This window comes from Mesorhizobium sp. C277A (assembly GCF_040324395.1).
Classification (GTDB): Bacteria; Pseudomonadota; Alphaproteobacteria; order Rhizobiales; family Rhizobiaceae; genus Mesorhizobium.
Genome location: NZ_JAMYVW010000004.1, coordinates 343,883 through 358,416 on the forward strand (window position 1 = coordinate 343,883; position 14,534 = coordinate 358,416).

13 protein-coding genes and 1 pseudogene are annotated in these 14,534 nt (G+C 61.7%); 3 read left to right on the forward strand and 11 right to left on the reverse strand.

Annotation, left to right across the window (positions count from 1 at the left end):
• Window positions 1–537 precede the first annotated feature (537 nt).
• The 3 genes and pseudogenes from NKK52_RS31220 to NKK52_RS32335 all read left to right on the forward strand — a co-directional run bounded on the left by NKK52_RS31220 (window position 538) and on the right by NKK52_RS32335 (window position 2,119).
• The gene (locus NKK52_RS31220) at window positions 538–1,224 is read left to right on the forward strand and encodes a response regulator (RefSeq protein WP_023673698.1); all 687 of its coding nucleotides are present in this window, start codon (window positions 538–540) and stop codon (window positions 1,222–1,224) included.
• A gap of 155 nt (window positions 1,225–1,379) precedes the next feature.
• Window positions 1,380–1,472, forward strand: a pseudogene (locus NKK52_RS31225) (IS6 family transposase); the annotation flags it as partial.
• A 410-nt stretch (window positions 1,473–1,882) separates the two neighbouring features.
• A complete protein-coding gene (locus NKK52_RS32335; protein ID WP_245263144.1) occupies window positions 1,883–2,119 on the forward strand; it encodes a hypothetical protein in 237 nt (78 codons plus the stop codon).
• Window positions 2,120–2,542: 423 nt separating this feature from the next.
• Here the strand turns inward: NKK52_RS32335 and groL are convergent, their stop codons facing one another.
• The 11 genes from groL to NKK52_RS31285 all read right to left on the reverse strand — a co-directional run bounded on the left by groL (window position 2,543) and on the right by NKK52_RS31285 (window position 14,531).
• Entirely contained in the window at window positions 2,543–4,207 is a 1,665-nt protein-coding gene (gene groL, locus NKK52_RS31235) for a chaperonin GroEL (RefSeq protein WP_286460910.1), read from the reverse strand.
• A gap of 63 nt (window positions 4,208–4,270) precedes the next feature.
• Window positions 4,271–4,567 (reverse strand): co-chaperone GroES, encoded by a 297-nt coding sequence (gene groES / locus NKK52_RS31240; RefSeq protein WP_019863563.1) that lies wholly within the window; start codon window positions 4,565–4,567, stop codon window positions 4,271–4,273.
• A 432-nt stretch (window positions 4,568–4,999) separates the two neighbouring features.
• Window positions 5,000–5,983 (reverse strand): 3-oxopimeloyl-[acyl-carrier-protein] synthase BioZ, encoded by a 984-nt coding sequence (bioZ, locus tag NKK52_RS31245; RefSeq protein ID WP_023685574.1) that lies wholly within the window; start codon window positions 5,981–5,983, stop codon window positions 5,000–5,002.
• Window positions 5,980–7,245 carry an adenosylmethionine--8-amino-7-oxononanoate transaminase gene (locus NKK52_RS31250; protein WP_023673641.1) on the reverse strand — a complete coding sequence of 422 codons (1,266 nt, stop codon included), beginning with the start codon at window positions 7,243–7,245 and terminating at the stop codon, window positions 5,980–5,982. The genes bioZ and NKK52_RS31250 overlap by 4 nt, the downstream gene beginning before the upstream one ends.
• The gene (bioD, locus tag NKK52_RS31255; protein ID WP_023673640.1) at window positions 7,245–7,880 is read right to left on the reverse strand and encodes a dethiobiotin synthase; all 636 of its coding nucleotides are present in this window, start codon (window positions 7,878–7,880) and stop codon (window positions 7,245–7,247) included. The genes NKK52_RS31250 and bioD overlap by 1 nt, the downstream gene beginning before the upstream one ends.
• Window positions 7,877–9,028: an 8-amino-7-oxononanoate synthase gene (locus NKK52_RS31260; RefSeq protein WP_023685573.1), complete on the reverse strand. Its 1,152-nt coding sequence runs from the start codon at window positions 9,026–9,028 to the stop codon at window positions 7,877–7,879. Before NKK52_RS31260 ends, bioD begins: the two co-directional genes overlap by 4 nt.
• The gene (gene bioB, locus NKK52_RS31265; RefSeq protein ID WP_031196184.1) at window positions 9,025–10,038 is read right to left on the reverse strand and encodes a biotin synthase BioB; all 1,014 of its coding nucleotides are present in this window, start codon (window positions 10,036–10,038) and stop codon (window positions 9,025–9,027) included. The genes NKK52_RS31260 and bioB overlap by 4 nt, the downstream gene beginning before the upstream one ends.
• Before the next feature lie 90 nt (window positions 10,039–10,128).
• The gene (nadC, locus tag NKK52_RS31270) at window positions 10,129–10,983 is read right to left on the reverse strand and encodes a carboxylating nicotinate-nucleotide diphosphorylase (RefSeq protein WP_023685571.1); all 855 of its coding nucleotides are present in this window, start codon (window positions 10,981–10,983) and stop codon (window positions 10,129–10,131) included.
• Window positions 10,980–12,524 carry an L-aspartate oxidase gene (locus NKK52_RS31275; protein ID WP_031204400.1) on the reverse strand — a complete coding sequence of 515 codons (1,545 nt, stop codon included), beginning with the start codon at window positions 12,522–12,524 and terminating at the stop codon, window positions 10,980–10,982. The genes nadC and NKK52_RS31275 overlap by 4 nt, the downstream gene beginning before the upstream one ends.
• Window positions 12,521–13,495: a quinolinate synthase NadA gene (gene nadA / locus NKK52_RS31280; protein ID WP_023685568.1), complete on the reverse strand. Its 975-nt coding sequence runs from the start codon at window positions 13,493–13,495 to the stop codon at window positions 12,521–12,523. The genes NKK52_RS31275 and nadA overlap by 4 nt, the downstream gene beginning before the upstream one ends.
• 67 nt (window positions 13,496–13,562) lie before the next feature.
• Window positions 13,563–14,531 (reverse strand): NUDIX hydrolase, encoded by a 969-nt coding sequence (locus NKK52_RS31285; RefSeq protein WP_023673634.1) that lies wholly within the window; start codon window positions 14,529–14,531, stop codon window positions 13,563–13,565.
• Between the last annotated feature and the right edge of the window lie 3 nt (window positions 14,532–14,534).

The window sequence follows — 14,534 nt, forward strand, 5'->3', positions numbered from 1 at the left end:
GACTGGGTGTATCGAGCGCGTCCGCTGAATTGCGCGGGCGACGCTCACCGATCTGGTGCCGATGCCTGCTTCAAAAGCGGCATCGACACCCGGCAGGTCGTACCCTTGATTTAGCTAGCCGCGCTCAATGAATGTCTTCAAAGCCGCCGAACGTGGTTCGGAATGACCGGTGGTAAATCGGGAAGTGCCATATAGGGAATCTCCTGGTATTGCCTCCAGGGGGTCCTCTCAATGAACAAAGCCGCAACCTGCCCTTGCGACCTCAGCTGGAGTTTGCGACGCAACCCATAGGAGGATCGATGCGCAGAGAAATCGCAGGCAGAGTCGGTGGCATTGTGGGCCCGCCGACCGACGGTTTCAGCCCGTCAACAGGTCTTCACGTGTTCCATCCCCGACTATTGCAGGCGTGCGGCTTGCATGCTCCCGCGATCACCCATCGGAAAGAGCGTTACGAACACTACGAAGAGTTGCGCGACTTCCGCTGTCGCCCCGGTCTTACAGCGGACGGTGACCTGTCCGACCTTGATAGGACGTGAAATGCGAACGCTGCTCATTGATCATCATGTGGATCTTACGCGCGCTGTGCGAGTTGCGCTCGGGGATAGCGGTTTTGCCGTTGATGTAGTTGGCAACCTGGAACAGGCATCGAGGGCATTTTGTTGCGCAACCTATGAAATTCTCCTGCTGGAGTTGGCTCTGCCAGATGGCGATGGCTTGGGCTGGCTGAGACAGCTAAGGAGCAACGGGCATTCAGTTCCAACCCTCATTATGAGTAGCATCAACGATCTCGAGAAGCGGATTGCAATTTTCAACGGTGGCGCGGACGACTTTCTGCTCAAGCCCGTCTCTTTCGATGAGCTCATCGCCAGAATGAGAGCCATTCTGCGCCGGTCGACACAGGTGACCGACCCCATCGTTGTATTTGGCAATCTCAATTTCGATCCGATCGGCCGACAGGTTTCCGTCTCGGGTCATCCTCTGAAGATCGCACGCCGCGAACTATGTATTTTGGAGCATCTGCTTATCCGTGCAGGCCGCATCGTGCCTCGTGCGCAGTTGGAAGATCACCTCTATTCGTTCAACGACGAGGTATCTGCCAACGCGCTTGAAGTCGGAATCTATCGCTTACGTGGACACCTGAGAAGGTCAGGTGCAACGCCACGTATCACGACCATGCGCGGCATTGGTTACATTCTTGAATTGACTGAGGCGGCATCCGCATAGTTGGTCTAAATTGAAAGAACAGACTGCCTGCCCGTCGTCAGGGTGATCTTGTGGCCATAATGGACATCGCGGCCGCCCTTGACGATGGTGTCGGCATGCGGTTCGAACGGCTCTGTCGCAAACCTTTTTGTAAACGAGCATGGCAAGAAAAACGCCTCAGCTTCAAGTCGCATGCGAACCGCGTGGTTATCCTCTCCGGCATCGAGATGATCCACATGATGGGCAAGCGACAGGCGAGGTATGCCTACAAGGCTGTCGATCGCTGTTTCGATCTCTCGCTGCCTGACGGACAGGCCGAAATGGCCGTTCACAACCCCATTTCCAGGTTTGCGACAGAGCCTTTTGTCGGCGTTGCCGGCTTCGAAGGGCCGGTGCGCGCCGAGCGGATCAAGATCACCCCCGGCCACCTTGCTGCGGCCACTCGCCGAGTACGAAGCGGCGGCCGGAGGGAGCTGGTGATGACGACCCTAGATCATGACCTGCTGATCGCAATCCTGGATCGGCTGAAGTTGACGGCGATCCGCGACCAGCTCGACACGCTCATGTCGAGCAAGATCGCGCAGTTCCCGTCTGTCCGCGAACTCGACGGCTTCGGCTTCGACGCGCAGCCATCGGTCTGCTTCAGCCAAACGTATTCATAGGTATGGGACAGGCTGCTATGTCCGCCACCCACGCCTGCTCCGAGGCCCTCCAGGGCAATGGTCTGAGACCTGGGCTCAAGCCCTTCGGCGAGGAGGATGAGACGCTGAGGCGTTGCGACTATCATCGCGGCGACACGCAGCTCTTGATTTGTGTGCGAAATCCTCAGCAGATCTATCGGGCTGAGCCGCTCAGCAATATCAACGAGAATGTCCAGCGGCAGATCAAGGATACTCAGAGGAGGAAACGCTCTTGAGGCTCAGAGCGCGTCTGCTCCACTATAGATCAGGATGATTCACCGGGTCCTTCAACGCCAGCCGCCGGTTCCGATGAGAGAATTGTCCCTGATATCACGCTCGATGGAGTTAAATGGCGAGATGGGCGCCTTGCCACGCTCCTCAATGCCCCTCATGATTCACCGCCTATAGCTACCAACTGAATGAATCATCGTGATTGTCGCGCAGCGGAATCCTCAAGGATCGGGCAGTTCGTAGGGGGCGCCGGTTTGACCAGGTTGAGCCCGCGAATTGCTCGATCGGACAAGATCCTAATTCTCGACCATGCGGTGAGGCTCGAACGAGATCCTCGGGACGCACTCCAAGGTTTCGATCATGTTCGGCACACAAGGAAAGGGCGGCATTGCTGCCGCCCTGTCCGCTGTAAGTTGATAGGGGCTGGATTAAAAATCCATACCGCCCATCCCGCCCATGCCGCCCATACCGCCGCCGCCCATGCCGCCAGGCATGCCGCCGCCAGCTGACTCCTTCTTCGGAGCCTCCGCGATCATGGCTTCGGTGGTGACGAGCAGGCCGGCGACCGAGGCCGCGTCCTGGAGGGCAGTGCGAACGACCTTGACCGGATCGACGATACCCATGGCGATCATGTCGCCATATTCGCCGGTCTGGGCGTTGTAGCCGTAGGTCGCGCCCTTGTTGTCGAGGATCTTGCCGGCAACGATCGAAGCTTCCGCACCTGCGTTCGAAGCGATCTGACGGGCCGGAGCCTGCAGTGCACGGCGAACGATGTTGATGCCGGCAGCCTGGTCGGCATTGACGCCGGTGACCTTGATGTTGGCCGAAGCGCGCAGCAGTGCGACGCCGCCGCCTGCAACGATGCCTTCTTCCACGGCCGCGCGGGTCGCGTTGAGGGCGTCATCGACGCGGTCCTTCTTTTCCTTGACTTCGACTTCCGTCGCGCCGCCGACGCGGATCACCGCGACGCCGCCCGCGAGCTTCGCCAGACGTTCCTGCAGCTTCTCCTTGTCGTAGTCCGACGTGGTCTCTTCGATCTGCTGCTTGATCTGGGCAACGCGGCCCTGGATCTCGTCCTTCTTGCCGGCGCCGTCGACAATGGTGGTGTTCTCCTTGGAGATCGACACCTTCTTGGCGCGGCCGAGCATGTTGAGGCCGACATTCTCGAGCTTGATGCCGAGGTCTTCCGAAATGACCTGGCCACCGGTGAGGATGGCGATGTCTTCCAGCATGGCCTTGCGGCGATCACCGAAGCCCGGCGCCTTGACGGCGGCGATCTTCAGGCCACCGCGCAGCTTGTTGACGACCAGCGTGGCCAGAGCCTCGCCTTCGACGTCTTCCGAGATGATGAGCAGCGGCTTGGAGGTCTGCACGACGGCTTCGAGAACCGGCAGCATGGCCTGGAGGTTGGACAGCTTCTTCTCGTGCAGGAGGATGTAGACGTCCTCGAGCTCGGCAACCATCTTGTCGGCGTTGGTGACGAAGTAGGGCGAGAGATAGCCGCGGTCGAACTGCATGCCTTCGACGACTTCCAGCTCGGTCTCGGCGGTCTTGGCTTCTTCAACCGTGATGACGCCTTCATTGCCGACCTTCTGCATCGCTTCGGCGATCATCTTGCCGACCGACTCGTCGCCATTGCCGGCGATCGTGCCGACCTGGGCAACTTCCTCGGAGGTCTTGATCTTCTTGGCAGCGTTGCCGAGAGCCGCGACCACTTCGGTCACGGCCAGGTCGATGCCGCGCTTCAGGTCCATCGGGTTCATGCCGGCGGCAACGGCCTTGTTACCTTCCTGGACGATCGACTGCGCCAGGACGGTCGCGGTCGTGGTGCCATCACCGGCGATGTCGTTGGTCTTCGAAGCAACTTCGCGGATCATCTGCGCGCCCATGTTTTCGAACTTGTCGGAAAGTTCGATTTCCTTGGCGACGGTGACGCCGTCCTTGGTGATGCGCGGTGCGCCGAACGACTTGTCGATGACGACGTTGCGGCCCTTGGGACCGAGGGTCACCTTCACCGCGTCGGCGAGGATGTTGATGCCGTGAAGCATGCGCTCGCGGGCGTCGCGGGAGAATTTTACGTCTTTGGCAGCCATTTTTTAGCTCCTGGCAGGGGCTTGCGATCAAGCCCGAAATTCAGTTGACGGTGAGGCCGATAATCAGCCGATGATGCCCATAATGTCGGATTCCTTCATGATCAGAAGGTCTTCGCCATTGAGCTTGACTTCGGTGCCCGACCACTTGCCGAACAGGATGCGGTCGCCGGCCTTGACGTCCAGCGGGACCAGCTTGCCGGCTTCGTCGCGAGCGCCGGAGCCGACGGCGATGATCTCGCCTTCCTGCGGCTTTTCCTTCGCCGTATCCGGGATGATGATCCCGCCGGCGGTCTTGGATTCGGATTCGACCCGGCGTACGACCACGCGGTCATGCAGCGGCCGGAAATTCGACTTTGCCATTTTTGGATTTCCTTGGTGCGGATGTTGAACGGTGCTCCGTTGCCGGAGCATGCCTAGCACTCAGCCGAAGCGAGTGCTAACGCGGCAATGAGATAAGCCGCAGGCTCCTGCTAGTCAAGACGGAAGAGCAAAGAGCAAAGAGAAAAGAGAAGACAGCAAAGAGCAGGCAGCAAAGAGCGTGTAAGCATCGAGCCTTTTATGTGAACAATGTCGGGTATCCGACATATATGGGGCGGCTCACCCTTTGTAATTGAGCTTTATTCAGATGGTACGATTGGTGCAACGGGTGCTGCATTTGAACTCATCCAGAGGCTCGCACGGGTCGTGCTGCGTCAGCTTGGTTATGTCGAGCTTCAGAAGGCCATTTTTTGGCATTGGTTCTGTTGCTCCTATTGCCGTTCATGACCAATCCTGCGCGCGTGAGCCGGCCGGCTAGATTCCAACCACGAGAGCGCCGCCGCTGAGACCCGCACCCGCCGCCGCCAGAAGGATTTTCTCTCCTGGCTGGAATGGCTTCATCTGGTTGGCGAGCGAGAGCGACAGCGGGACCGTCGCGGCCGAAGAGTTGCCGTATTCGGCAATCGTCTTGACAATTGCTTGGTCCGCAATGCCGAGGTTTCTTCCGACCGCGCCGAAAATCCGAGTATTGGCCTGATGCGGCACAAACCGGCCGACATTGTGTGGCCGCACTCCCGCAGTGGCTAGCGCGGCTGTCGAGCAATCGGTCATCATCTCGACGGCTTTTGCGAACACTTCGGGCCCGTCGGTCATCGTCATCCGGGTCTGCCCGAGGTCGAGGTCGCCATGGAACGGCGTGTTGCTTCCTCCTGCGGGAATCTGGATCAGCCCGTAGCGCGAGCCGTCCGAAGCCACCGAGGCACCGAGAATGCCCCGATCAGCATCATCGCACTGACCGATCACCAGGGCGCCGGCGGCATCGGCGAACAAGACTGAGCTCGCGCGCTCGGCTGGATTGATGCGGCGGCTGAGGATGTTGGCGGCGATGACCAGCGCTGGTTTGCCATGCAGGCGGGTGAACCCGTCCGCAAACATGAGCGCATAGATGAAGCCGGCGCAGGCGCCGGTCAGATCGACCGCGCCTGCGCGGCCAAGGCCAAGCTTGTGTGCGACCAGCGGCGCGCTTGGCGGCAGAAGATGGTCGGGCGTCGAGGTGGCAAGCAACAGCAGACCGATGTCGTGGCGCGCAATACCGGCGTTCACCAGCGCCATGTCGCCAGCCCGGGTGGCAAGACCCGACAGCGTGTCTTCGTCCGTTGCCCAGAAGCGCGAACGGATTCCGGTACGCCTTTCGATCCAGCCCGGCTCGAGGCCGAGATTGCTCTCGATCTCGGCATTGGCCACCTTGCGCCCAGGCACGTGATGGCCAAGTCCGAGAATGCGCGACGACTTGCTCATGGCCTTGACCCGAAGCGTTCCCCGGCCTCCTCGATGGCGTCATAGAGTCGTTCGAGCTCGTCGCCTGCGATGCAATAGGGTGGCAGAAGGTAGAGGACATTGCCGAGCGGGCGCACAAGTAGGCCGCGCTCGAGGAAGAAAGCGCGCAGCTTCGGACCAATCTCGGCGAGATAACCTGCTGAACCGGTTCGCAGGTCGAGCGCCGCGATCGTTCCCGTGGCTCGACAGTCGGCAAAATATGGATTGTCCCGAAAGCGTTGCAGCCCGACGGCCTGCATCACGCTCAAGGCCGTGATCCGCCCGGCCACTGGCTCGTCGCGCCAGATCTCGACATTGGCGAGTGCTGCCGCACAGGCAATCGGATTGGCGGTGTAGGAGCTCGAATGGAAAAACGTCTTCTTCCGGTCCTCGGAATAGTGCGCCCGGAAGATGGCATCGGTGACAAGCGTTACGGCCAGCGGGATGGTGCCGCCGGTCAAGCCTTTGGAGGTGCACAGGATATCTGGAGAAATCGATGCCTGCTCGCAGGCGAACATGGTTCCGGTGCGTCCCCAGCCGGTCATCACCTCGTCGGCGATCAGCAGCGAGCCGGAGGCCTCAGTGATCTTCTTCAATTCGGCCAGAACCGATGCTGGATACATCAGCATGCCGCCGGCGCCCAGCACCAGCGGCTCGACGATCAAGGCTGCGGCTCGTCGATCGCGGGTCACAGCCTCGAAACGATCCAGCGTCTCCTGCTCGTGCCCCGCGGCCGGAAAGGGGATGATGTCGACCTCGAACAGCAAGGGTTCATAGGCGGCGTTGAACACGCCACGCGCACCGACGCTCATCGTTCCAATCGTGTCACCATGATAGCTGTGCTCCATGACGACGATGCGCGAGCGCGGCGCGCCGATGTTGCGGAAATAACCGAGCGCCATCTTCAGCGCGACTTCGACTGAGGTCGAGCCACTGTCGGAATAGAACACCCAGTCGAGTCCAGCGGGAGCGAGGCCGACAAGCGCCTTGGCCAAGCGCTCTGCCGGCTCGTGCGTGAAGCCCGCAAAGATAATCTGGTCGAGGCTCGACGCGGTTGTCTCGATTGCCTTCATGATGCGGGGATGGCGGTGGCCATGTGTGACGACCCACCAGGAGGAGATGGCGTCCAGGATGCGGGCGCCGTCGGCCCTGTGGAGATAGGCGCCCTCAGTCAGGACGATTTCTGGGATCGCAGGCTCGAGTGCGTGCTGGGTGAAGGGATGCCACACATGAGACTGCGACATCAGTCACCTCCAGTAATCGAGGCGAAGGCGAAGCCGGCAACCATTGCGTCCCTCAGTGTTTTGCCCGTCAGCACATCGAGGTGCGGCAGCCTGCCGAGCTGCGGGGCACCGCTGAATTCCACGATGGTCCGTTGCGTATCGGCCATCTCATCGCCGATGAAAGCGATGCCCGCCAACGGGATGGAGCGGGCGCGGAGCGCCTCGACCGATAGCAAGGTGTGGTTGATGGTGCCGAGTGTGGTGCGGGCGCACAGAATAACGGGCAGCCGCCATTCAGCGAAGATGTCGATTAACCTTGTGCGCCGGTTGAGCGGCACCATTAGGCCGCCGGAGCCTTCGATGACGAGCGGCGTCGGTAGGACGGGAAAAGCAAGATCGGCAGCCTTGATCGCCACGCCGTCGATCTCGGCCGAACGATGCGGCGACAGCGGGCTCCGCAAGCGGTAGGCTTCCGGCAGCACGCGCTCTGAGGGCAAGCCGGCAAGCCGCGCGACAACCTCGCTGTCGGTCTCGCCGTCGAGGCCCGATTGCACCGGTTTCCAGTAAAAGCCGTCCAGCAAACCGGCGAGCCCAGCCGCAAACACGGTCTTGCCAACTCCGGTATCCGTTCCGGTGATGACGATGCGTTGGGTCATATCGCCTCCGGTGATGTTTCGGCGAACACCTCGACCAGCGCCTCGACCATGGCGGAAATGTCGGCTTCGCCAATATTGAGCGTCAGTGAGATGCGCAGCCGCGACGTGCCCTCGGGCACGGTCGGAGGACGAACGCCGCGTATGTCGAAGCCGCGGGCCTGCAGGCGCGCCGCCACTGCCATGGTGCGCCTTACATCGCCGATTACTAAGGGCTGGATCTGAGAGCCACTTGGTGTCACACCCCAGCGATTGACCAACCGGCCGGCGCTGGCGACGCGTTCATGCAGCTGAACACGCCGCATAGGCTCGTCGGCGAGCATTGCGAGTGCCTCGCGCGCCACGACCGCCATCAGTGGCGATGGCGCGGTTGCGTAGATGAATGGACGGCAACGGTTGATCAGATATTCGCACAGTGCCCTCGGCCCGGTGACGAGCCCACCAGATGCGCCGAGCGCCTTGCCGCAGGTGTGGAGCGCTATGATGTTGTCGCGGCCCTCGAAAGCGGCGGCAAGCCCCCGGCCATCCGGTCCCCAGACGCCGGTGGCATGCGCCTCATCAATGACGATGAATGCGCCGTGCCGATCGGCAAGTGCGACCAGGCTCTCCAAAGGCGCGCAGTCGCCATCCATGCTGTAAAGGCTTTCCACCGCGATCCAGACGCATCCCATGCCGCCTGCGACGCGCCAACGTGTAATCGCATCCTCGACAGCGGTGGCGTCGTTGTGCGCGGCCAGCACGAACTGTGCGCGCCCGGCCTGCGCACCCTCATGCATGCTGGCATGGGCGAGCTCATCGACAACCAAAAGATCGCCCTTCTGCGGCAGGGCGCTCAGCAGAGCGAAGTTGGCGATGTAGCCGCTGCCGAAGAACAGCGCGCGGTCGGCTCCAAAGAATGCCGCCGCGTCTGCCTCGAGCTGCTCGTGTTCCGGTGCATTGCCGCGCAACAGCCGCGACCCGGTGGCGCCAACCGGCGTGCCCCGCGCAATCGCCGCCACAACCGCATCGCCAAGTCTTCTGGACGCGGCCAGCCCGAGATAGTCGTTCGACGAGAAGTCCAGCCCGGCGCGGGGCGAAAGCGTCCGCAGCCGGTCCTTGCGCGCTAGCCCCTGCAAGGTCGCATCATAACGGGCAAGCGGCGCCCCGTTCATTGCGCCTCGAGTTCCATCGGATCGATGCCAAGGCGCCGGAACAGCAGGGTATCCTTGTCCTCACCGGGATTGTCCGCCGTCAGCAGCGTGTCGCCGAAGAAGATCGAGTTGGCGCCGGCAAAAAAGCACAGCGCCTGCATCTCGTCAGTCATCGCGGTGCGGCCGGCGGACAGACGGACATGCGATTTCGGCATCATGATGCGCGCCAGCGCGATCACGCGCACGAATTCGATCGGCTCAATGGGCTTGGCGTCTGCAAGCGGCGTACCGGCGATCGGGATCAGCATGTTGATCGGAACGCTTTGCGGATGTTCCGGCAGATTGGCCAGCGTCACCAGCATGTCGATCCGGTCCACCGGCTCCTCGCCCATGCCGACAATGCCTCCACAGCAGACCTTGATGCCGGATTTGCGAACGTGGTCAAGCGTCTCGAGCCGCTCGGCAAAGCTCCGCGTACCGATGATCTCGCTATAGTAGCGTTCTGACGTATCGATGTTGTGGTTGTAGTAGTCGAGGCCCGCCTGCTTCAGTCGAGCGGCTTGCTCAAGATCGAGCATGCCGAGTGTCATGCAGGTCTCCAGGCCCAGCGCCTTGACGCCTTCGACCATCGCCACCACCGCATCCATGTCGCGCGCCTTGGGGTTTCGCCAGGCCGCGCCCATGCAATAACGGGTGGCGCCGGCATGACGCGCCTTGGTCGCTTCGGCGATGACGCGCCTGACATCCATCAGCTTGGACGCCTCCAACCCGGTTTCGTGACGCGCCGACTGGCTGCAATAGCCACAATCCTCCGGGCATCCTCCGGTCTTGATGCTGAGCAGCCGGCTGAGCTGGACCTTGTTTGGATCGAAATTCTGGCGGTGCACCGTTTGCGCCAGGAAGAGGAGATTGTTGAAGGGGGCATGGTAAAGCGCCTGAGCCTTCTCCAAGGTCCACGCCCCAAGGTCAGGGGGGTCAGGGGATTGAGCCTGTGGCGATGTCTGCGTTGAACTTGCCGTTTGCATCTCCATGCTGTTCCTCCGGTATGACTTGCGGGTCTTTGCTATCTGACTAGTGATCGGAAAGGACAGTTGACCCAATCCTGTTCGTTACTCAGACAATCATGAGCCCCGATGGTCGAGGCCGATATCCAGGATCGGCGCGCTGTGGATGAGTCGGCCGACCGAAATCAGATCAACGCCGGTCGCGGCAAACGCTCGCGCTGTATGCGACGTGATCCCGCCAGAAGCCTCGGTGATAGCGCGGCCACCGACCATTGCGACGGCGCGGCGAAGATCGGGGAGGGACATGTTGTCGAGCAGAACCGCATCGGGAGCGAAGCCAAGTACCTCCTCCAACTGGGCCAGAGTATCGACCTCGACTTCGATCTTGACGAGATGACCGGCCGCTCTTCGTGCTCGCTCGAGCGCTGGCCGGACGCCGCCTGCGATGGCGATGTGGTTGTCCTTGATCAAAATTGCATCGTCCAGGCCGAAGCGGTGATTGGACCCGCCACCTGCGCGCACGGCATACTTTTCGACTGCCCGCAATCCGGGCGTCGTCTTGCGGGTGCAGATGATCTTCGCGCCATATCCACGAACCGCAGCGACCATCGATGCCGTTGCTGTGGCGATGCCGCTCAGATGGCACAAAAAATTGAGTGCCGTCCTTTCGGCTGTGAGAATGGCCCGGGCCGGGCCAACCACTGATGCAATGACCTCTCCATCCACGACATTGCAGCCGTCTGCCCGCTCCACGGAGATTTCGACACCAGGATCAATCAAGCCGAAAGCGAGCATCGCCAGATCGATGCCGGCGACAACTCCGGACTGTCGCGCCACCAACACGGTTCCCGCTTGGCATTCCTTCGGGACGATGGCGTCCGTGGTCAAGTCGCCGGCTCTGCCAAGGTCTTCAAGAAGAGATGCCCGTACAAGCGGCTCAAGCAGGACCGTGGGGAGCGGTGAGAGCATCATCCCTTTGCACCTTCGGAGCTTGGCGAGTGTCCGAGTTCCCGCGCAGCCGCCAAGGCGGCTTCGAGCGTGATTTCGGACCGTCGGGCGGCAGTCGCATGATGAGGAAAATCTGTCCGGTAATGAGCGCCGCGGCTTTCTTCGCGCAACAAGGCGGCAACAGCAATCATTAGCCCGACAGCCGCCGGATCCGAGGCCGCATCCTTGCTTTCGGCGAGCGGCAATAAGGCACGCGCGGCTGCTTTCAACGCTTGACCATCCCGGACGATGCCGAGTGCGCGCGACAGAAAAACGCGCACGGCTATCGGAGCGGGCGGTGGGTAAACGTTCGCAAACGCAGGCCTTGTTCTGCGCGCAGGCGTTCCGGCGACGCTTTCAGCGACCCAGCGGGCGCACACGATTGCCTCCGTCAAGGAATTGCTGGCGAGCCTGTTGGCGCCATGCAGTCCTGTCGAAGCGACTTCGCCGCAGGCCCACAGCCCCTTGACGGAGGTCCTGCCCGAGCTGTCCACGGCAACGCCACCCATGTGGTAGTGTTGGGCCGGACGAATGGGGATGAGATCGCGCGCGGGATTGATGCCCGCTCCAAGGCAGGCTGATGCGATTGTCGGGAAATGTCGAGCGAATGCCGGGCCTGGCCGTTGTCGGGCATCGAGAAAAACATGGTGGCCGTCCGCAAGATGGTTCCACACGGCGCGGGCCAAGACATCGCGAGGCGCAAGTTCCGCCCCGGGCACGCTCTGGAGAAAAGCCTGGCCGGTTTCATCGATCAGGGCAGCACCTTCGCCTCGCACAGCCTCGCTGACCAGCGCCATAGGGCGTTCTGGGCCGTCAAGCGCGGTCGGGTGGAACTGAATGAATTCGAGGTCGGCTAGGACAGCTCCAGCGCGGGCCGCAAGCGCAAGGCCTTGTCCGCAACTGCCCCAAGGGTTCGTGGTGTCGAGAAACAGTCCCCCGATGCCACCGGTGGCGAGGACGACCCGCCGTGAGCCGAAGAAGAAAGGTGCGATCGAACAGCTCGCCCAGACGCCTCGGATTGCATTCTCTCGCACGGCGAGCCGGCGCGCTTCCACGCCCTCCACGACAACTATCGACGGAGTGGAACGCACAGCCGCGATCAGCGCACGCATGATCTCACGCCCGGTGCCGTCCCCATGCGCATGAACGATGCGACGTCGGCTGTGTGCGGCCTCCAATCCGAGGCACAGTGATCCTTCCGGCGTGCGGTCAAAGCGAACCCCAAAGCCCGCAAGCCCCTCTACGGCCTTAGGCGCGGCTTGGAGGATGCGGCTCGCCACGTCTCTGTCGCAGAGACCATCCCCGGCGGCAACCGTATCGGCCAGGTGCATTGCCGGATCGTCGTCTTCGCCGAAACTTGCAGCCAGGCCCCCCTGGGCCCAGGTGCTCGAGTTGTCAGCTCCCAGCAGCGACCTTGACAGAAGAAGCACCGGCTCCGGCGACAGTTGAAGCGCGGTCATCAGTCCGGCGATGCCGCCGCCGATGATGATGGGCCGCCCGAAGAAGCTGCGGGGGTCGGCGCTCAAACTGCCAGCATCCGTTCGACCGCTAGCCGCGCGCGCCCGGCGATCCCGGGTTCGACGGTTACGACATGGTGGTTCTGCTCGAGCGCCGTGCGGATGTTGGCAAGCGTGATCCGCTTCATATGCGGGCACAAATTGCAGGGCCGGATGAACTCGACCTCTGGGTGGGCTAACGCGACGTTGTCGCTCATTGAGCATTCCGTCATCAGCACGACACGTGGCGGCCTTTGCCTTTCGACATAGTCGGACATGGCAGCCGTCGAGCCGGAAAAATCGGCTTCAGCCACGACGTCGGGCGGGCATTCGGGATGGGCGAGCACGACCACGCCGGGATGGCTTTCGCGCAACTCGCGGATGTCGGCCGGTGAAAAGCGCTCATGCACCTCACAACGCCCTTTCCAGGCGATGATCTGCACATCTGTCTGGGCGGCGATATTCTGGGCCAGATATTCGTCCGGCAACATGATCACCCGGAGAACCCCAAGGGATTCGACGACCGCCTTGGCGTTGCCGGATGTACAGCAGATATCCGACTCGGCCTTCACTTCGGCGGACGTATTTACATAAGTGATGATCGGAACGCCGGGATAACGCTGGCGCATCAAGCGCACGTCTTCTGCCGTGATTGAGTCCGCCAACGAGCAACCGGCGCTGAGATCCGGAATGAGCACGGTCTTGCCCGGATTGAGGAGCTTGGCCGTTTCGGCCATGAAATGGACGCCGGCCAGCACGATGACTTGCGCCTCGACCGTCGCAGCCGTGCGGGCTAGTGCCAAGCTGTCGCCGACGATGTCGGCCACGCAGTGGAAGATCTCGGGCGTCTGATAATTGTGCGCCAGGATGATCGCGTTGCGCTCGCGCTTCAGCGCAAGGATCGCCTCGATATCCTCGGCGAAAGCCGGCCATTCAATCGGCGGGATCACTCGTCGGACGCGCTCGTAGAGCAACGTGGCCGTAGGCAGCATGGCGCCCATCGACCCCCTCCCGCTTATACTCTAACTGAAAATAACCAGCATATACTTGCTGTGAGTATAAGGGATGTCAACCCCGCGCCAGCGGCAATTTTGTCCCGGCGATGAGTCTATCGTCCAGAACGGCGTGGCGGAAACGGAAAAGCTTCGCTGGCCGGCCGCCGGTCTCAGTGGTGGCCTCTCCGGTCTCCTCGACCAGCTCCTGCTGTTCGATCAGTCGGCGAAAGTTCGGCTTGTGGATGAGCCTGCCGGCGAGCGCCTCCACGGTTCGCTGCAGCTGCAAAAGCGTGAAGACCGGCGGCATCAGCTCAAAGACGACTGGGCGGTATTTGATCTTGGAGCGCAGCCGCGCAATGCCGGTCGCCACGATGCGGCGATGATCGGCGACCATGGACTTGCTGGGCACCAGCGGCGGGGGTCCTGCGTCCCGCCCTCTTACGGCCTCTTGGACCAGGCCTGCTTCGTAGACTAACTCATAGCGTTGAAGCGTGAGTTCCTCGTTCCAAAGGCGGTCGTCGAAGCCAAAGGCTATCGTCGCCCGCTGCCAGCGTTCACGTCGCGTGGCCGAATCGCCAACCCCGTTTGCCCATTCGATCAGGCGCGGCCGCAGAACGTCCAGCACGACCGCAGGCGTGCCGGAGCGGTGGTCCTCCCATGGAAAATATTCATACCAACTCTGCCATCCGCACTTGGGCGAGCCCGCTGCCTGTTCCTTGCGCGTCAATGCGAGATAGCTGATGGAGATGACGCGCTGCTGGCGCTCGGCGCCGATGCGATCCCGATCCGCGAACGTGTAGAGTTGCTCAATGTACCCCAGCCGATGGCCGGTTTGCTGCTCGACCCACCCCCTCAAGCCGGATTGCAGCGATCGGTGCTCAAGCGCAAAGGGACCGGAGGGCAAGGTGTCCGCCTGGCCGATGGTGAGGACACAGGGTTGACTGCCGTTTACGGCGACCACAAAGGCGATCAAGTCCACTTTGACGTTGTCGGCCTTGCCGGCGGCTCTGTCTTTCCTGAGTCCTATTGCCTGATCGTCCATTAT

Coding starts and splice junctions, on each gene's coding strand:
- NKK52_RS31260 (WP_023685573.1), bottom strand. CDS start 9,028: ATGAACGGGGCGCCGCTTGCCCGTTATGATGCGACCTTGCAGGGGCTA.
- bioB (WP_031196184.1), bottom strand. CDS start 10,038: ATGGAGATGCAAACGGCAAGTTCAACGCAGACATCGCCACAGGCTCAA.
- NKK52_RS31285 (WP_023673634.1), bottom strand. CDS start 14,531: ATGGACGATCAGGCAATAGGACTCAGGAAAGACAGAGCCGCCGGCAAG.
- groL (WP_286460910.1), bottom strand. CDS start 4,207: ATGGCTGCCAAAGACGTAAAATTCTCCCGCGACGCCCGCGAGCGCATG.
- NKK52_RS32335 (WP_245263144.1), top strand. CDS start 1,883: ATGTCCGCCACCCACGCCTGCTCCGAGGCCCTCCAGGGCAATGGTCTG.
- groES (WP_019863563.1), bottom strand. CDS start 4,567: ATGGCAAAGTCGAATTTCCGGCCGCTGCATGACCGCGTGGTCGTACGC.
- nadC (WP_023685571.1), bottom strand. CDS start 10,983: ATGATGCTCTCACCGCTCCCCACGGTCCTGCTTGAGCCGCTTGTACGG.
- NKK52_RS31250 (WP_023673641.1), bottom strand. CDS start 7,245: ATGTCGCAGTCTCATGTGTGGCATCCCTTCACCCAGCACGCACTCGAG.
- NKK52_RS31220 (WP_023673698.1), top strand. CDS start 538: ATGCGAACGCTGCTCATTGATCATCATGTGGATCTTACGCGCGCTGTG.
- nadA (WP_023685568.1), bottom strand. CDS start 13,495: ATGGGCGCCATGCTGCCTACGGCCACGTTGCTCTACGAGCGCGTCCGA.
- bioD (WP_023673640.1), bottom strand. CDS start 7,880: ATGACCCAACGCATCGTCATCACCGGAACGGATACCGGAGTTGGCAAG.
- bioZ (WP_023685574.1), bottom strand. CDS start 5,983: ATGAGCAAGTCGTCGCGCATTCTCGGACTTGGCCATCACGTGCCTGGG.